Below are 18,056 nucleotides of genomic sequence, written 5' to 3'. Positions count from 1 at the left end.
ACCAGACTTGTAGTAGGTGAGTGATGGGGTGACGCAGGAAGGTAGTCCAGCCCGGGCGGTGGTTGTCCCGGGGTAAGGGTGTAGCCCGTTATCCAGGCAAATCCGGATGACGTTGAGGGTGAGACCTGATGCCGAGCCGATTGTGGTGAAGTGGATGATCCTATGCTGTCGAGAAAAGCCTCTAGCGAGTTTCATGGCGGCCCGTACCCTAAACCGACTCAGGTGGTCAGGTAGAGAATACCGAGGCGTTCGGGTGAACTATGGTTAAGGAACTCGGCAAAATGCCCCCGTAACTTCGGGAGAAGGGGGGCCATTGCTGGTGATGAGTCTTGCACTCTGAGCTGGTGGTGGCCGCAGAGACCAGCGAGAAGCGACTGTTTACTAAAAACACAGGTCCGTGCGAAGCCGTAAGGCGATGTATACGGACTGACGCCTGCCCGGTGCTGGAACGTTAAGGGGACCGGTTAGCTCCATTTCGGTGGGGCGAAGCTGAGAACTTAAGCGCCAGTAAACGGCGGTGGTAACTATAACCATCCTAAGGTAGCGAAATTCCTTGTCGGGTAAGTTCCGACCTGCACGAATGGCGTAACGACTTCTCGACTGTCTCAACCATAGGCCCGGTGAAATTGCACTACGAGTAAAGATGCTCGTTTCGCGCAGCAGGACGGAAAGACCCCGGGACCTTTACTATAGCTTGATATTGGTGTTCGGTTCGGCTTGTGTAGGATAGGTGGGAGACTGTGAACCTTGGACGCCAGTTCAGGGGGAGTCGTTGTTGAAATACCACTCTGGTCGTGCTGGATGTCTAACCTGGGTCCGTGATCCGGATCAGGGACAGTGTCTGGTGGGTAGTTTAACTGGGGCGGTTGCCTCCTAAAGAGTAACGGAGGCGCCCAAAGGTTCCCTCAGCCTGGTTGGCAATCAGGTGTTGAGTGTAAGTGCACAAGGGAGCTTGACTGTGAGACTGACGGGTCGAGCAGGTACGAAAGTAGGGACTAGTGATCCGGCGGTGGCTTGTGGAAGCGCCGTCGCTCAACGGATAAAAGGTACCCCGGGGATAACAGGCTGATCTTCCCCAAGAGTCCATATCGACGGGATGGTTTGGCACCTCGATGTCGGCTCGTCGCATCCTGGGGCTGGAGTCGGTCCCAAGGGTTGGGCTGTTCGCCCATTAAAGCGGTACGCGAGCTGGGTTTAGAACGTCGTGAGACAGTTCGGTCCCTATCCGCTGTGCGCGTAGGAGTCTTGAGAAGGGCTGTCCCTAGTACGAGAGGACCGGGACGGACGAACCTCTGGTGTGCCAGTTGTCCTGCCAAGGGCATGGCTGGTTGGCTACGTTCGGAAAGGATAACCGCTGAAAGCATCTAAGCGGGAAGCCTGCTTCGAGATGAGGGCTCCCTCCCACTTGATGGGGTAAGGCTCCCAGTAGACGACTGGGTTGATAGGCCAGATATGGAAGCCTGGTAACGGGTGGAGTTGACTGGTACTAATAGGCCGAGGGCTTGTCCTCAGTTGCTCGCGTCCACTGTGTTAGTTCTGAAGTAACGAACTCGCCTTGCTGGCTGGAGTTGTTATCTTCATAGTGTTTCGGTGGTCATAGCGTTAGGGAAACGCCCGGTTACATTTCGAACCCGGAAGCTAAGCCTTTCAGCGCCGATGGTACTGCAGGGGGGACCCTGTGGGAGAGTAGGACGCCGCCGAACTCCTTTTGGAAGTGGGAAGCCCCGCACCGTATGGTGCGGGGCTTTCTGCGTTGTGCACCGGCCGTGGCAGGACGCTCCACGTCGCACACGACCACGCCGCGACCGCGCCCATGTCCACGTCCGAGGCCCTGCCGGTGAGCCGGCAGGGCCTTTCGTATGTGCGGACGCCGGCCCGGGCCGGCTCGGACTCCGTACCGGAGCCCGCCTTCATGCGGGAACGAGCGTCGTGTCCGGCGCCGCGTCGAGGGAGAACCGTTCGCGGAGCAGCAGGCCCCGCTCGGGGGAGTAGTCCAGCCGCACCAGGACGCCAGGTGTCGCCGTAGGGGCCGACAGCTAGGGAGGGAGCCGATCCGGCGGAGAGCCGAAGCTCCGCACCCCCCTACAGTCGGCCGGAAGCCTTGAGGGAGAGGTACGCGTCCGCGAGGTCGGGGGCGAGGCGGGCCGGTGTGGAGTCGATGACCGTGATGCCGAGGCGGCGCAGACGGTCCGCGCTGCGGCGACGGGCCGCGCGCGTCTGCTCGGCTGCGGCTGCGGCGTACACGGCCTGCGGGGTGTGGCGGGCGGCGGCCATCTCCTCGATACGGGGATCGGCCACCGCGGCGACGATGATCTCGTTGCGCTGGGTGAGGCCGGGGAGGACGGGCAGCAGCCCCTCCTCGACCGGGGCCGTGTCCAGGCCGGTGAAGAGGACGATCAGGGAGCGGCGCGGCGTGCTGCGGTGAAGGGCGGCAGCCAGGCCGTGGGCGTCCGCTTCGACGAGTTCGGGTTCGAGGGGCGCGAGGGCGTCGGTCAGGGCGGGCAGGAGGTCTCCCGCCGCGCGGCCCTGGACGGAGGCCCGTACCCGGCGGTCGTAGGCGAGGAGGTCGACGCGGTCGCCGGCGCGGGACGCCAGGGCGGCGAGGAGCAGTGCCGCGTCCATGGAGGCGTCCAGGCGTGGGGTGTCGCCGACGCGGCCGGCCGAGGTGCGCCCGGTCTCCAGGGCCAGGAGGATGCGCCGGTCGCGTTCCGGGCGCCAGGTGCGTACGGCGACGGACTGGCGGCGGGCGGTGGCGCGCCAGTCGATGGAGCGGGTGTCGTCGCCGGGGGTGTAGTCGCGGAGGCTGTCGAACTCGGTGCCTTCGCCGCGGGTGAGGATGCTGGTGCGGCCGTCGAGTTCGCGGAGCCGGGCCAGTTTCCCCGGCAGGTGTCTGCGGCTGGTGAAGGGCGGCAGGACGCGCACGGTCCACGGGACGTGGTGGCTGCCTTGGCGGGCTGCGAGGCCGAGGGGGCCGTAGGAGCGGACCGTGACGCGGACGGCGTGGTGGTCGCCGCGGCGGGTGGGGTGGAGCGTCGTCGTGACGCGGCGGCGCTCGGCCGCGGGGACGTGAACGCGGTGGCGGGAGGCCGGGACTTCGGTGCCGGGGGCGAACGAGCTGGGCGGCCAGGCGTCGCGGAGCTGTGCGCGGAGCGGGCGTCGGTCCGGGTTGGTGATGGCCAGGTGCGTACGGCCTTCCTGACCGAGTCGAACGGATGTTTCACCGGTTCGGGTGAACTGGAGCTTCCGCACTGGCGCGGCGAGGGCCAGGTCGCACAAAATTGCTAGCAACAGGACGAGTTGGACGGTGAGGATGCCGGTCCAGCTCGGCAGGAGGAGGCCGACGAAGAGAGCTCCGAGGGCGGAGATGAGGGCGGTGCGTCCGGTCAGGGCCACGGCTCGGTCTCAGCGGGGGACGGGGAGGTGGGCGAGGACGGAGTTGATGACGGAGTCGGCGGTGACTCCTTCCATCTCGGCTTCCGGGCGGAGTTGGACGCGGTGCCGGAGTGCGGGCAGGGCCAGGGCTTTCACGTCGTCAGGGGTGACGTAGTCGCGGCCGGTGAGCCAGGCCCAGGCCCGGGAGGTGGAGAGCAGGGCGGTGGCGCCTCGGGGTGAGACGCCGAGGGAGAGCGAGGGGGATTCGCGCGTGGTACGGCAGATATCGACGATGTAGCCGGTGACCTCGGGGGACACGGCGACCTTGGCCACGGCGGCCCGGGCCGCTTCGAGATCGGCGGGGCCTGCGACGGGACGCAGGCCGGCCGCGTCGAGGTCGCGTGGGCTGAAGCCCTGGGCATGCCGGGTGAGGATGTCGACCTCGTCCTGGCGGGCGGGCAGCGGGACCGTCAGTTTCAGCAGGAACCGGTCGAGTTGGGCTTCGGGCAGCGGATAGGTGCCTTCGTACTCGACGGGGTTCTGCGTGGCGGCGACCAGGAAGGGCTCGGGGAGCGGGCGGGGCGTTCCGTCGACGGTGACTTGACGCTCCTCCATGGCCTCCAGCAGTGATGCCTGGGTCTTGGGCGGGGTGCGGTTGATCTCGTCGGCGAGCAGCAGATGGGTGAAGACCGGGCCGGGCTGGAAGGAGAACTGTGAGCTGCGTGAGTCGTAGACGAGAGAGCCGGTGACATCGCTCGGCATCAGATCGGGGGTGAACTGAACGCGCTTGGTGTCGAGTTCCAGGGTGGCCGAGAGCGCGCGGACCAGCAGGGTCTTGGCGACACCGGGGACGCCTTCGAGCAGGACGTGCCCGCGGCAGAGCAGCGCGACGACCAGGCCGGTGACGGCCGGGTCCTGGCCTACGACGGCCTTGGCGATCTCGGTGCGGACGGCCTCCAGGGAGGCTCGGGCGCTGTCAGCTGTCGGGGTGCTCACGGGGGTCGTGCCTCTCTGGGGACAGGATCGAACGTTCCAGGTGGTCGAGCTGGTCGGCCAGGGTGACCAGGGCCTTGTCGTCGGCGGGTGCGGGCCCGAACAACAAGGAGTGCAGGGCGGTGCCGGTCTCCGTGTCCGAGGGCAGGCGCGCGGAGACCGCCGGGAGAAGGATGTCGGGGGTGTGGGCGTGTGTGGGAGACACGCCGGTGAGTGGTGCGAGCCGGGTGCGGGTGGCGGCCCGTAGGACGTCGGCGGCACGGTCGCGGGCGCCTGCCCGCTGGTAGAGGCGGGCGTGGCCCTCGGTCGTCTCGGCGGCGGGGACGGTGACCGGCAGCCGCTCGGGGACGAGGGGGCCGAGCCGGCGGGCCCGCCAGAAGCCCGCGAGGGCGGCGGCGAAGAGGAGCTGGAGCAGTGCCCAGCTCCAGCCGGAGGGGATGAGGTCGAAGAAGCCGCGCCGGCCGTCCTGTGTGGACGAAGGGTCGCTGACGGAGGGGAGGTACCAGACCAGATGCTTGTGCGAACCGAGCAGTTGCAGGGCGAGCGAGGCGTTGCCGCGTTCGGCGAGGTGGCGGTTGTAGAAGAGGTGCGGGGTGCCGAGGAGGACGGTGTCACCGCCGGCCGTGGAGGGCAGGCGCAGCAGGGTGGCGGCACCGTCGCTGGGGTAGCAGCGGTCGGCGGTGCGGGCGGATGTCGAGTAGCGCAGACCGCCGAGTTCGGCGTCTCCCGCGGCCCGGGCGGCGGGCAGGGCGCAGTCCGGGGGCAGCGGCTTCACGTCGGTGGGCGTCTTGGCCTCGGTCCCCGGCGCGAAGACGTCCAGGGCGGCCGGGCCCGGCGTCAGCAGGACGGTGCGTCCTGCCGTGCGACCGGCGGCCTGGTGGAGGGTGCCGAGCTGGCGGCTGGTCAGCAGGTTCGGGTCGGTGACCAGGACCGTGGTGTCCGGACCGGCCGCGGCGGCTGCCTCTTCCGTGGTGGTCACGACACGGGTGTCGACGCCGTGGTCGGCGAGGAGCGCGGCGACAGCGCCGCTGCCGTAGCGGTCCACCGACCGGGGGTCGAGGCGTCCGTGCTGGTCCCCGGACCGCAGCAGCGCCAGGCCGACGCCGCCCAGGAGGAGGACGAGGAGACCGGCGAGCAGTCCGCGCGAGCGGGTCCACAGACGGCGCGTGGTCGGTGCGAGCGAAGTGGTTCCGGCCGAGGTGGCGCTCATACGGCGCCCCCCTGGGGAGCGGTGGCCAGTCGGGGTTTGCTGTGCCGCAGGTCCGTGTCCAGGGTGCGCAGGGCGGCGTACTCCTGTGCGGTGCCCGGGCGGCCGCCGTACGTGACGTCGTCGAAGGTACGGGCGGCGGCGCGCAGGCGCTCGGAGTGGGCGGGCAGGACCCGGCCCGCCTCCGACGCGGCCTCGTCAGCGGTACGGCCGGGGCCCGGGGTGAGCAGGGTGCGTTCCTCCAGGGCGAGGACGATGGCCCGCATCCGTTCCTGGACGGCTTCGGTCCAGCGGTTGTCTGCCGCGTGCTGTTCTGCGGCGGCACGGTGTTCAGCGGCCGTACGGGGGCGGTCCCCGAAGAGCGCGCCGCCCCCGGAGGTGGGGGTGCGGCGCAGGGCGCCCAGACGGAGCCGGAGGGCGACGGCGAGCAGCAGGACCACGAGGACGATGGCGAGGAGGCCGGTCCAGCCGCCCGGTGTGGCCCCGGCGGCGGCTTCGAAGAGGTCACCGATGCGGTCCCAGAACCAGTCCAGGGCGCGCTGGAGCAGGTTCGGGTCGTTCTGGTGGTACCGCGGATCGGCGAGTTCGCGTTCGGCCGCCTCACGGGCGGGCACCCGCGGAACGCGCACCGGTCCGTCGTCTCCGGAGCCCGGCATCAGCTGCGCGAGCACGGCAGTTCTCCCCGCCCCCGTCACCGCATCAGCTTCCCGGAGTGCTGCCGGCCGTGCCCTGGCCGGTGCTGTCCGGACCGGGGCCGTGCCGGCCGGGTGCCTGCGTCCCGGGCGCCTGCGGGCCGGGTGCGTCCGCGCCGTAACCGGGCAGGCCGGCGGCGCGGGCGAGTTCGAGGTCGAGGGCCTCGCGGCGGATCCGCTGGTCCATGTAGAGGAGCGAGGTGACGCCCGCGCTGATGGGGTACGTGACCGCGGAAGTGATCACGGTCCCGACGGCCAGCACGATCAGGAATGTCCAGCCGGTGTCGCCGTTGCCCTCGGTCCAGGCCGTGAAGCTCTCACCGCCGAGGAGGACGGCGACGACGGTGGCCGGCACCTGGACGATCATCTGCACGACGGCGATCAGCAGGTGCGTGAGGAACTGGATGCCCAGGATCCGCCACCACGCGCCGCGCACCAGCTTGGCGGAGCGCCGCATGGAGGCGATGACGCCCTGCTTCTCCAGCATCAGCGCCGGGGCGGCGAGGCTGAAGCGGACCCACAGCCAGATGCTCACGACGATGGCGCCCACAGCGCCGAGCACGACGAGCATCAGACCGGCCGTGGACGAGCCCACGGCCGCGACGACGATGCCGGGCAGCATGCCCACGAAGATGACGGCCGAGACGATGAGGGGCAGCAGGAGCAGCAGCCCGAGCAGCCGCGGCAGCCGGCCCCGGGAGTCCCGCCACGCCTCACCGGCCGTCACCGAGCGTCCCAGCACGGCCCGGCTGACGACGATGGTGAGCATCGCGGTGACGACGATCGTGCTCAGCAGCCCGACCACCGAGGTGACGGCACTGCCCGCGAGGGTGGAGCCGACGGCGTCCAGCGCTTCGCCGAGAGTGGCGTCGGGATTGTTCTCCAGCGCGGACAGGTCTCCGGCGCTGCGGAACAAGAACCCGGTGACGAGCGTGTTCACGGTCTGCGTGACGACCGCCACGACCAGCGAGATCCCGAGGACGGTGCGCCAGTGGGCGCGCATGGTGGACACCGCGCCGTCGAGGATCTCGCCGACCCCGAGCGGGCGGAGCGGGATCACACCCGGCTTGGCCGCGGGGGGCGGAGCCCAGGGGGCGTTCCAGCCCGGCTGTCCTCCCCACCCGGGCTGACCGCCCCGGCCGGGCTGCTGCCCGCCCCAGCCACCGTGGCCGCCCTGCGGGCCGGAGGGCCCGCTCTGGCCGCCGCGGCCGGAGCCGCCGGTGGGCGCGGACCACTGCCCGGCGGGAGGCTGCTCCTTGGACCACTGCGGAGGGACCGAGGAACCGCCGGCCGGTGTGGTGTCGGACGGGCCCGAACGTTCGGTGGGGCCCGGCGCACCGGCAGGAGCGTTCGAGCCGGTGGGTCCCGCGGCGCCAGGCTGGTCCTGCGCGGCGCGGTCCGGCTCGTCGGAAGGGGAGGATCCGGGCGAGGCCCAGCCCGGAGAGTTGTTCATCGTCGCTCCTTCATGCTTCCCGCCCGTTCGAACGGCCGGTGTGCGGCGTCCGCAGTGCCTGTCATCGTGTCATGGCAACGGGCCCCGCGTCCCCGGGCCCTTGTCCGGGGGAGCGCCCTTGCACGGGGGAGCCCTTCTGCTCCGGCCGGTGTCGGCGGCAGACTGGGCGGATGGCCGATCGCTACGAGAAGTCCGAGGCGGGCGCCGACGCTCCCGTGGTTCCGTCACTGCGTTGGGAGGAGCTTCCCGAGGGGCCCGTACTGGTTCTCCTCGATCAGACACGGCTGCCGGCCGAAGAAGTCGAGCTGGTGTGTACGGACGTACCGGCTCTGGTGCAGGCGATTCGAACGCTGGCTGTGCGGGGCGCTCCGCTGCTGGGCATCGCAGGGGCGTACGGAGTCGCCCTGGCCGCCGCACGGGGATTCGACGTGGCTGATGCCGCCGGCACCCTGGCGCACGCGCGCCCGACGGCGGTCAACCTCGAATACGGCGTCAGAAGAGCGGCCGGCGCCTACCGCGACGCGGTCGAGAGCGGGGCGGACCGTGAGCGGGCCGCCGCCGCGGCATTGGCCGAAGCCCGGGCCGTCCACGCGGAGGATGCCGAAGCCAGCTCCCGGATGGCGGCGCACGGACTGGCGCTGCTGGGCGAACTGGTGCCCGGCGGCGGGCACCGCATACTCACCCACTGCAACACCGGAGCGCTGGTCTCCGGAGGCGAGGGCACCGCCCTGGCGGTGGCGCTGGCAGCCCACCGGGCCGGTGAGCTGCGGCGGTTGTGGGTCGACGAGACGCGGCCGCTGCTGCAGGGCGCGCGGCTGACCGCGTACGAGGCGGCGCGTACGGGCATGCCGTACACGGTGCTCGCGGACGGGGCGGCCGGGTCGCTCTTCGCGGCGGGCGAGGTGGACGCCGTACTGATCGGTGCCGACCGGATCACGGCGGACGGCTCGGTCGCCAACAAGGTGGGCAGCTATCCGCTGGCCGTACTGGCCCGGTACCACCACGTGCCGTTCGTGGTGGTGGCGCCGACCAGCACGGTGGACCTGGACACGGCGGAGGGTGCGCTCATCGAGGTGGAGCAACGGCCCGGGCACGAGGTGACGGAGATCGCGTTGCCGTTCGTGCCCGGTGCCGGGACGGAGGCCGGCACCGGGGTGCCGGTGGCTCCGCTGGGCGCGCTGGCCTACAACCCCGCCTTCGACGTGACGCCGGCCGAGCTGGTGACGGCGATCGTCACCGAGAACGGAGTGGTCTCACCCGTCACTCCGGGCGGTCTCGCGGAGCTGTGTTCCACATCACGATGGGGTAAGTCACGATCAGGTAATGGGATGATGGCCGAATGAAGGGACGCGTCCTGGTCGTCGACGACGACACCGCACTGGCAGAGATGCTCGGCATCGTGCTGCGCGGCGAAGGCTTTGAACCGTCGTTCGTCTCGGACGGGGACAAGGCGCTCGCCGCCTTCCGGGAGACCAAGCCGGACCTCGTGCTGCTCGACCTCATGCTGCCCGGGAGGGACGGCATAGAGGTGTGCCGGCTCATCCGTGCCGAGTCCGGTGTGCCGATCGTCATGCTGACCGCGAAGAGTGACACGGTCGACGTGGTGGTCGGCCTGGAGTCGGGGGCGGACGACTACATCGTCAAGCCGTTCAAGCCCAAGGAGCTGGTGGCCCGCATCCGGGCACGGCTGCGCCGCTCGGAGGAGCCGGCGCCCGAGCAGCTGGCCATCGGTGACCTGGTCATCGACGTGGCCGGGCACTCGGTCAAGCGCAGCGGCCAGTCGATAGCGCTGACGCCGCTGGAGTTCGACCTGCTGGTGGCACTGGCCCGCAAGCCGTGGCAGGTGTTCACGCGAGAGGTGCTGCTGGAGCAGGTCTGGGGCTACCGGCACGCCGCCGACACCCGGCTGGTCAACGTGCACGTGCAGCGGCTGCGCTCCAAGGTCGAGAAGGACCCGGAGCGCCCGGAGATCGTGGTGACCGTGCGTGGTGTCGGCTATAAGGCCGGGCCCAGCTGACATGCCGCGGGACGGTTCGGCCCCGGGGGACGAGCGGGGGCGGACCGTCCGCCCGGTGGGTGATATGCCCCTTTCGGGGCGTTTGCTGAGGTGGCTGCCCGACCGGTTGTCCGACCGTCTGACCCGGCGGTCGGGAGGAGCCGTCGTACGCGCCGACGGCCGTGACGTCACCAGCCGTGCCAGTGATGGCCGTACCAGCGACAGCCGTGCCGGTAACGAACACGCCGGTGCCAGTCCTGCCGCCACCAGTCGTGACGTTGAAAGCCGCGACGTTGACGGCCGTGACGCTGGCGGTCGTGGCGATCGCAGCCCTGGTCACGGTGCGAGGGTCGGCGGGCGGCCCGGTGACGAGGCGGCGCGGTCCGCTGCCCGTCCTGGGCGGGCCGAGCGGCCGGGAGAGCGGCTCCGGGGCATGCCCGCGCGCCTGCTGCCCGACGGGGCCACGGCCGGTCCGGTCCACCCGATGCTGCGGCTCTTCGGCCGCTGGATACGTCGCCCGCTGCTGCCCGCGCTGCGCCTGTGGCGCCGGAACATCCAGCTCCGCGTGGTCGCCACGACCCTGCTGATGTCGCTGGGCGTGGTGCTGCTGCTCGGTGTCGTGGTCATCGGGCAGGTTCGCAACGGGTTGCTGGAGGCCAAGCGGCAGGCGGCCCAGAGCCAGGCGGCCGGCGGGTTCGCCGTGGCGCAGAAGCTGGCCGACGGCACCACCGACAGCCGCGGCGACGACTCCGTACGCTCCGGCAGCCGTGGCGTGCAGGACTCCGCGACCTGGCTGACCAGCCTGGTCGAACAGCTCGCCAGCGGCGGGCAGGGCGTCTTCTCCGTGGTGGCGCTCAGCTCCGGCTCGGCCGTCGAGGAGCCGTTCGGGGACAGCAGCCCGGACACCCGTGGCCCGCGCGCCTCCGGGGACGTCGACCCCGAGCGCAGCGTGCCCGCCGAGATGCGCCAGATGCTGGACACCAAGACCGGCACCTTCCGCCAGTCCACGCAGATCAAGCGCGTCGGGTCGGAGGAGGGCGAGCCGGCGATCATCATCGGCAAGCGGCTCAACGACGTCAACAGCAACCCGTACCAGCTCTACTACCTCTTCCCGTTCAGTCAGGAGGAGAAGTCGCTCAGCCTGGTGAAGGGGACCCTGGCCACGGCCGGGGTGTTCGTGGTCGTCCTGCTGGGCGCGATCGCCTGGCTCGTGGTGCGGCAGGTCGTCACGCCCGTCCGGATGGCGGCGGGCATCTCCGAACGGCTGGCCGCCGGCCTCCTCCAGGAACGGATGAAGGTCACCGGTGAGGACGACATCGCCCGCCTCGGCGAGTCCTTCAACAAGATGGCGCAGAACCTCCAGGTGAAGATCCAGCAGTTGGAGGAGCTGTCCCGGATGCAGCGGCGGTTCGTCTCCGACGTGTCGCACGAGCTGCGCACACCGTTGACCACCGTACGGATGGCCGCCGACGTCATCCACGACGCGCGCGAGGACTTCGATCCGGTGACGGCGCGCTCCGCAGAACTGCTGCGCGGACAGCTCGACCGCTTCGAGTCGCTGCTCGCCGAGCTGCTGGAGATCAGCCGCTTCGACGCGGGCGCGGCCGCCCTGGAGGCCGAGCCGATCGACCTGCGGGACGTGGTGCACCGGGTCATCGAGGGCGCCGAGCCGCTGGCGGAGCGCAAGGGCAGCCGGATCCTGGTGCGCGGCGCCGAGCAGCCGGTGATCGCGGAGGCGGACGCCCGCCGGGTGGAACGGGTGCTGCGCAATCTCGTGGTCAACGCGGTGGAGCACGGCGAGGGCCGGGACGTCGTGGTGCGGCTGGCCGCGGCCGGCGGCAGGAACGGCGGCGCGGTAGCCGTCGCGGTGCGCGACTACGGCGTGGGCCTGAAGCCGGGCGAGGCGGCCCGGGTGTTCAACCGTTTCTGGCGCGCGGACCCGGCACGGGCCCGTACGACCGGCGGTACGGGCCTGGGCCTGTCGATCGCCGTCGAGGACGCGCGGCTGCACGGCGGCTGGCTGCAGGCCTGGGGCGAGCCGGGTGGCGGATCGCAGTTCCGGCTGACGCTGCCGCGTACGGCGGGGGAGGCGCTGCGCGGTTCGCCGATACCGCTCGAACCCGAGGACTCCCGGCGCAACCGGGAGGCGGCCGGTGCGGGGCTGCCGCGCGGTGCGGCAGCGGTGCGGAAGACGGCCGCCATTCCGGCGCAGCAGCGGCTGGCGGAACCGTGGCCTCTTGAGCCGTACAGCGCGGCGCGTACTTCGGCCCGGGACGCGGCGCCCACTTCGGTCCACACTTCGGCCCCCACTTCGGCTCGTACCTCGGCTCGTACGTCTGCGCAGCGGTCGCCGGAGCCGGGGGAGGCCGCGGAGGCACGGACGGACAACCGGACGGACGCCGGTACCGGTGTCGGTACGGATGTCCATACGGGCACTCGTGGGGACGGCGTCGGGGCGGCGGCGGACGGTGCGCACCGCAACGGTGAGGCCGGCGGGGGCGCGCACGGAAACGGCGTACGCGGTGGGGCGGAGCGTGGACATGACGGTGGGGCCGGCGCGTCGGGTTCATCGGGCGCGCCGGGTTCGACCGGCAAGGGGTACGGGGGTGGCCCGGAACGGAAGGGTGGGAGCAGCGAGGGCGCCGAGCGGGAGGACGAGATCCGTGGGCACTGAACCGGGCGCGAGGACGCGAGCCGAGGCGGGTGCTGGTGCTGGTGCTCGGAGTGGTGCCGGGGGTGCCCAGGTGCGCGCCGGCGGTGGTGAGCGGGTGCGTCCCAAGGCGTCCGGCAGGGTTGTCCGTACGGGCGCTGTGCTCGGATGCGGCGCGTTGCTGCTGGCCGGGTGCGCGACGATGCCGGACAGCGGGGACATGCAGTCGGTCGACCAGTCGCCGCGGGCGGAGGCCGACGCGCAGGTGCGGGTCTACGGTGTGCCGCCGCAGGACGGTGCGCAGCCCACGGAGATCGTCAGTGGTTTTCTGGACGCCACGACGAGCGACGAGGTGGACTTCAGTACGGCCGTGCAGTATCTCGCCAGTTCGACGAAGAAGACGTGGCAGCCGTTCTCCGCGACGAAGGTGCTCCAGCAGCGGCCGAAGGCCGAACCTGTGGGGCAGGCCAACCGTGAGGACCCGAACGGCTACACGATCACGTTGTCCGGCAGCCAGGTGGCCACCGTCGACCGTAACCACGCCTACACGCCGGAGGAGCAGGCGTACCGGCAGACCATCCACCTGACCAAGGAGGACGGGCAGTGGCGCATCGACCGGCTGCCCAACGGGCTGGTGCTCGGGCAGTCCGACTTCCAGCGGATCTACCGTTCCGTCAACAAGTACTACTTCGCCGACTACAAGTCGGAGGCGCAGTCGGCCAAGGCGGGGCACAACGTGCTGGTCGCCGACCCCGTTTACCTGCGGCAGCGAATAGATCCGGTCACCGCGAGCGTGACCGCGCTGCTGGAGGGGCCCACGAACTGGCTGAACCAGGTCACGGCCTCCGCGTTCCCGACGGGCACCGCGCTCAGGAGCAGCGGCCTGTCCCTCGACGACTCCAACGCGCTGCGGGTGAAGCTGAGCAAGCGGGCGGCCGCCGCCGGGCCGGGGCAGTGCCGGCGGATGGCGGCCCAGCTGTTCTTCACCGTCCAGGACATCACCAGGGCGTCGAAGATCAGCGAGGTGGAGCTGCAGGACGAGGGCGGCAACCGGCTGTGTGTCCTGTCGCAGGACCGGGCCAACAGCGAGTTCGCGCCACGCAAGCACGTCGGGCGGCCCGCCCAGGAGTACTTCATCGACGCTGACCAGAAGGTCGTCAGCATGCCGGACACGACCACGGAGCCGCGGCCGGTGCCGGGACCGTTCGGGTCCGGCAAGACCCCGCTGAGCTCGATCGCGATCTCGCGCGGGGAGGACACGGCGGCGGGTGTCTCGGCCGACGGCCGGTCGCTGTACGTGGCTCCGCTGGAGTACGGCACCGAACGTGGCCCGGAGCTGCTGCACAGCACGGCCAAGAACGGTTTCTCGGCACCCAGTTGGGACGGGCTGGGGGACCTGTGGATAGCGGACCGTAGCGACAAGGGGTCGCGGCTGCTGCGCCTGCGTGAGGGCAAGGGCACGCCCGACGTGGTGACGGTGCCCGGGCTCGGCGACCGGCGGATCAAGTCGATCAAGGTGGCGTCCGACGGCATCCGGATCGCGGTGCTGGTCGAGGACAAGGGGCGTACGACGCTGCAGCTCGGCCGGGTCGAACGCGGTGGAACGGCACAGCGTCCGGTGCTGTCGGTGGAGGAACTGCGTCCGATCGCGCCCCAGTTGGAGGACGTGGTGGCGGCGTCGTGGGCGGGCGGCAGCCGGCTCGTGGTGGTCGGCAGGCAGTCCGGCGGGGTGCAGCAGATGCAGTACATGGAGACGGACGGCTCGGCGTCGAGCGCGCAGACGTTGCCCGGCGTCAACGGGGTCAAGGCGGTGACGGCCTCGGAGGACGAGACGAGGCCGCTGGTCGCGGACGGGGCCGAGGGGATCGTGCGGCTGCCGCAGGACGCGAACTGGAAGACCGTGGCGAAGGAGGGGAAGGCGCCGGTTTATCCGGGGTAGAGCGGGGTGCGGGAGTGGCGGCTGGGGCGGGGGCGCTTGTGTTGCCGGTGGTGTTGGGGTCGCTGTTGGTGTCTTGGGTGGTGGGGGGGCGGGGGAGGGTGGGGTAGGCGTAGGTCCAGCTGTGGCTGTGGCTGTGGCTGTGGCTGTGGTCGTGGATGAGGGTGCGAGGCGGAGCCGTAGGTGCTGTCTGCGTGACCGTGCTGTCGTCGGCAGGGCCTGACTGGGGGAGGGGGGATCGGCGCACCTCTGTGGATTCAACCCGTCACCCGGCTTATCCACAGGGGGTGGTGCCCCTCCCCGTCCCGCGGGACAGTAGATCCATGCGGGGCGTATGGCGGGAAATCACCGGTCTGGTACTACCGGTGGACTGCGCCGGATGCGGCCTTCCTCGTACGGAACTGTGCGAGGAGTGCCACAAGGCGTTGATCCGGGGGGCGAGGGGGAGTGGGGGTGGGGGCGGGGGAGGCCCCCGGGGCCCCCGGAGGGTGCGGCCGCGCCCTGTCCCGCGCGGACTTCCGCCGACCTGCGCCGCTGCGCCGTACGCCGATGAGGTGCGGGCGGTGCTGCTCGCGCACAAGGAGCGGGGTGCGTTGCGGTTGGCAGACCCGTTGGGGCAGGCGCTTGCGGGGGCTGTGCGCGGGCTGTGGGGGCGGGGTGGTCCGTTGAGTTCTTACGGTGGTGTGTCTGGGGCTGGGGCTGGGGCTGGGTGTGTGCGTTGGGCCGGTGGGGTGCTTCGCCCTGCTGAGATTTCGGGTCCGGGGGCCGCAGGTGCGCAGGGGGACAGTGGTGAGTCGCGGTTTGGCCGGGTAGGGGTGCAGGTGAGGTTCCGACCCGCGTCTGGTGGTGGCGTAGTGGGCGCTGCTGGGTCGGAGCCTGCGTTGAGCTGTCCGCGTCAGGCCTGTGGGCGGCTGGGCCGGCCGGGCCGCCCGGCGGGGCGGGGCAACGGAGGGGATCCTCAGCGTCCGGCTGCTGGTGACCTGTGCCGTGCCAGGGCGAGCTGTGGTGGCGGGGCCGGCGGCTCTGGGGCCGTACGGCCCGGTGAGGAGTGCCCGCGTGCCGGCTGCGGTGCGTTTGATCTTGCCGGTTCCGTGGGGTTCGGGACTCCAGGGGCTGAAGGGCCGTGTCGCTGTCTCCAGCCGCTGGAGGGCGATGCCGGCCCCGGGCCGGCCCGGCCGGCCTCCGGCCCGTCAGGCCGGCCCCGGCCTGCCACTCCCGCGGCGGTTGCCCTTGGGCCCACGACTGCCACCGACCCCACCCCTCCCGCCGCATCCACCGCCAGCACCCTCCCTGCTCACCCCGCCCACCGCACCCACCCCACCCACCCCACCACCCCCCTCCTCCTCATCCCCGTCCCCTCGGCCCGGCGGGCGGTGGCGGGCCGGGGGCATGATCCGGTGCGGCGGATCGCGCTTGCGGCGGCTCGGGACCTTCGGCGGGAGGGGGTGCCCGTTCGGGTCCTCTCCGCGCTCCGGCAGCGGCGTACGGTTGCTGATCAGGCGGGCCTCAGTGCCCGCCAACGCCTGGCCAACGTCTCCGGAGCCCTGACAGTCGTCCCCGGAGCCGTGCGGCTGCTGGCGGAGGCCCCGGTGGTACTGGTGGACGATCTGATGACCACCGGGGCTTCGCTGGCGGAGGCGGCGAGGGCCGTGCGGGCGGCCGGGGGAAGGGTGGTGGGGGCAGGTGTGGTGGCGGCGCCGCGGAGTGCTTTCGAAATCAACTGGAACTGACCGCGAAAATTCATCGTTGCAGGTAACGAGGGCGAAAAAGCACCCAAACGGAGCTAGTGCCAGCCAGGGGGTGCCGTCACCCGTCCGGGAGAGCTATGTTCGGTTGTGAGGACTTGGCTGACGCTTTGCCTCGGATGCCGGGATAGGTGCGTTTATGGGTTTTTGCAGGGACCCTGAAATGAACGGGAGTGGGGACCCTGCCGACGGGGGAGGAGGAGGTGAAAGTCGCCAAGTCCGAGGCTTCGGCACTCACCGGAGCCTGGTGCAAGAAGGAATCGCTCCGCGCGTAGCAGCGGGGTGATCCGGGAACGGAGTTCTGCGTGGACATCGTCGTCAAGGGCCGCAAGACCGAGGTGCCCGAGCGGTTCCGCAAGCACGTGGCCGAGAAGCTGAAGCTGGACAAGGTCCAGAAGCTCGACGGCAAGGTGATCAGCCTGGACGTCGAGGTGTCCAAGGAGCCCAACCCCCGGCAGGCCGACCGTTCCGACCGAGTGGAGATCACCCTCCGCTCCCGAGGCCCGGTGGTACGGGCCGAGGCGGCCGCCGCCGACCCCTACGCCGCGCTCGACCTGGCCACGGCCAAGCTGGAAGCGCGGCTGCGCAAGCAGCACGACAAGCGCCACTCGCGGCGCGGCAACGGGCGCATCCCGGCGAGCGACGTCGCGGTCAGCGTCCCGGACGCGGCCAAGCTCGACGAGACCGGCCACCTGGCCGTGGACGGCGCGCCGCAGGAGCAGGTGCCGACGACGAAGATGGGTTCGCTGGAGGTCCAGGGCGAAGGCCCGCTGGTCGTCCGCGAGAAGACCCACTCCGCGGCGCCGATGACGCTCAACCAGGCGCTCTACGAGATGGAGTTGGTCGGACACGACTTCTACCTCTTCGTCGACGCCGAGACCAAGCAGCCGAGTGTCGTCTACCGGCGGCACGCCTACGACTACGGCGTCATCCATCTGAACCCTGACTCGTTCGGGGGAGAGGAGCCCGGTGGCGCCGGTGGGGCGCTCGGCGGCTGACGGCCGCTGAAGTGGTGCCCCCGGCGTACGCTCGGGGGCACCATTGCGCCTGCGGAGGGCAGGAGTTGAGGCCGTATAGTGTCTGTGCCGGCCAGGGAGCCTGTGCGCGCGACATGGCGACATGCGGGGGAGACGGTTGTATGGCGTTGTTCGGGCTGGCCGCAACGGGCTGTAGTCAACCAGCCTTATGTCCAAGCTCTGGCCTTCACCGGCCGAGTAGTTGACGGGGAGGAACGATGGGGGACAGCTTCGGGCCCGTGCACGGCGGAGCGGACGGCGACGGGGGCGGCGCCGGTGACGGTTGCGGTACGGACGCGGGCGTGTCGGGCAAGGAGCCGATCAGGGTCCTGGTCGTCGACGACCACGCGCTCTTCCGCCGGGGCCTGGAGATCGTGCTCGCCCACGAGGAGGACATCGAGGTCGTCGGTGAGGCCGGGGACGGCGCCGAGGCGGTGGACAAGGCCGCTGACCTGCTGCCCGACATCGTGCTGATGGACGTACGGATGCCCCGGCGCGGCGGCATCGAGGCGTGCACCTCCATCAAGGAGGTGGCCCCCAGCGCGAAGATCATCATGCTGACGATCAGCGACGAGGAGGCCGACCTCTACGACGCGATCAAGGCCGGGGCCACCGGTTACCTCCTCAAGGAGATCTCCACGGACGAGGTGGCGACGGCGATCCGCGCGGTGGCGGACGGCCAGTCCCAGATCAGCCCGTCCATGGCGGCCAAGCTGCTGACCGAGTTCAAGTCGATGATCCAGCGCACCGACGAGCGCCGCCTGGTGCCGGCGCCCCGGCTCACCGACCGTGAGCTGGAGGTCCTCAAGCTGGTCGCGACCGGTATGAACAACCGCGACATCGCCAAGGAACTGTTCATCTCCGAGAACACCGTCAAGAACCACGTCCGGAACATCTTGGAGAAGCTGCAGCTGCACTCCCGGATGGAGGCGGTCGTGTACGCGATGCGGGAGAAGATCCTGGAGATCCGTTGACGGGCCCGTAGCGGGTCGGTGA

At 70.6% G+C, this 18,056-nt stretch carries 12 protein-coding genes, 2 rRNA genes and 1 pseudogene; 10 read left to right on the top strand and 5 right to left on the bottom strand.

The genetic code is table 11. The features are described 5' to 3' along the window. Nucleotides 1-1,510 (top strand): 23S ribosomal RNA (locus tag ACZ4QV_RS08390); the annotation flags it as partial. A 76-nt stretch (nt 1,511-1,586) separates the two neighbouring features. Beyond that, nucleotides 1,587-1,703, top strand: a 5S ribosomal RNA gene (gene rrf, locus ACZ4QV_RS08385). Between the two features lie 379 nt (nt 1,704-2,082). On the opposite strand, the gene ACZ4QV_RS08380 is transcribed toward rrf, so the two are convergent. The 5 genes from ACZ4QV_RS08380 to ACZ4QV_RS08360 are packed head-to-tail and all read right to left on the bottom strand — an operon-like array spanning nt 2,083 to nt 7,717. After that, nucleotides 2,083-3,393: a DUF58 domain-containing protein gene (locus ACZ4QV_RS08380; RefSeq protein WP_361617139.1), complete on the bottom strand. Its 1,311-nt coding sequence runs from the start codon at nt 3,391-3,393 to the stop codon at nt 2,083-2,085. A gap of 9 nt (nt 3,394-3,402) precedes the next feature. Beyond that, nucleotides 3,403-4,368, bottom strand: coding sequence for an AAA family ATPase (locus ACZ4QV_RS08375; protein WP_361639901.1), 966 nt, complete (start codon nt 4,366-4,368; stop codon nt 3,403-3,405). Further along, nucleotides 4,349-5,575 (bottom strand): DUF4350 domain-containing protein, encoded by a 1,227-nt coding sequence (locus ACZ4QV_RS08370; protein ID WP_361585675.1) that lies wholly within the window; start codon nt 5,573-5,575, stop codon nt 4,349-4,351. The genes ACZ4QV_RS08375 and ACZ4QV_RS08370 overlap by 20 nt, the downstream gene beginning before the upstream one ends. Next, nucleotides 5,572-6,228 carry a DUF4129 domain-containing protein gene (locus ACZ4QV_RS08365; protein WP_361145338.1) on the bottom strand — a complete coding sequence of 219 codons (657 nt, stop codon included), beginning with the start codon at nt 6,226-6,228 and terminating at the stop codon, nt 5,572-5,574. Before ACZ4QV_RS08365 ends, ACZ4QV_RS08370 begins: the two co-directional genes overlap by 4 nt. 43 nt (nt 6,229-6,271) lie before the next feature. Further along, nucleotides 6,272-7,717 (bottom strand): DUF7847 domain-containing protein, encoded by a 1,446-nt coding sequence (locus tag ACZ4QV_RS08360; RefSeq protein ID WP_361639905.1) that lies wholly within the window; start codon nt 7,715-7,717, stop codon nt 6,272-6,274. Nucleotides 7,718-7,887: 170 nt separating this feature from the next. On the opposite strand from ACZ4QV_RS08360, the gene mtnA reads away from it, so the two are divergent. The 8 genes and pseudogenes from mtnA (at nt 7,888) to ACZ4QV_RS08320 (ending at nt 18,034) form a co-directional block, all read left to right on the top strand. Continuing rightward, complete coding sequence (gene mtnA / locus ACZ4QV_RS08355; protein WP_361145076.1) at nt 7,888-9,060, top strand: S-methyl-5-thioribose-1-phosphate isomerase; 1,173 nt, start codon at nt 7,888-7,890, stop codon at nt 9,058-9,060. After that, complete coding sequence (gene mtrA, locus ACZ4QV_RS08350; RefSeq protein WP_030017937.1) at nt 9,057-9,734, top strand: two-component system response regulator MtrA; 678 nt, start codon at nt 9,057-9,059, stop codon at nt 9,732-9,734. The genes mtnA and mtrA overlap by 4 nt, the downstream gene beginning before the upstream one ends. 412 nt (nt 9,735-10,146) lie before the next feature. Further along, nucleotides 10,147-12,387: an MtrAB system histidine kinase MtrB gene (gene mtrB / locus ACZ4QV_RS08345; protein ID WP_361145071.1), complete on the top strand. Its 2,241-nt coding sequence runs from the start codon at nt 10,147-10,149 to the stop codon at nt 12,385-12,387. 70 nt (nt 12,388-12,457) lie between these two features. After that, nucleotides 12,458-14,302 carry an LpqB family beta-propeller domain-containing protein gene (locus ACZ4QV_RS08340; RefSeq protein ID WP_361145068.1) on the top strand — a complete coding sequence of 615 codons (1,845 nt, stop codon included), beginning with the start codon at nt 12,458-12,460 and terminating at the stop codon, nt 14,300-14,302. 320 nt (nt 14,303-14,622) lie between these two features. Further along, nucleotides 14,623-14,967: pseudogene (locus ACZ4QV_RS08335) on the top strand (hypothetical protein); the annotation flags it as partial. 777 nt (nt 14,968-15,744) lie between these two features. After that, on the top strand, nt 15,745-16,029 hold the full coding sequence (locus ACZ4QV_RS08330; RefSeq protein ID WP_467762711.1) for a ComF family protein: 285 nt from the start codon (nt 15,745-15,747) through the stop codon (nt 16,027-16,029). A gap of 320 nt (nt 16,030-16,349) precedes the next feature. After that, the gene (hpf, locus tag ACZ4QV_RS08325) at nt 16,350-17,042 is read left to right on the top strand and encodes a ribosome hibernation-promoting factor, HPF/YfiA family (protein WP_361145065.1); all 693 of its coding nucleotides are present in this window, start codon (nt 16,350-16,352) and stop codon (nt 17,040-17,042) included. A 236-nt stretch (nt 17,043-17,278) separates the two neighbouring features. Next, a complete protein-coding gene (locus tag ACZ4QV_RS08320; protein ID WP_361145062.1) occupies nt 17,279-18,034 on the top strand; it encodes a response regulator transcription factor in 756 nt (251 codons plus the stop codon). The last annotated feature ends 22 nt before the right edge of the window (nt 18,035-18,056 follow it).

The organism is Streptomyces sp. NPDC026394 (assembly GCF_055567735.1).
The sequence above is the reverse complement of the archived record's forward strand: the minus strand, read 5'-3'. Positions and strand labels throughout refer to the sequence as shown.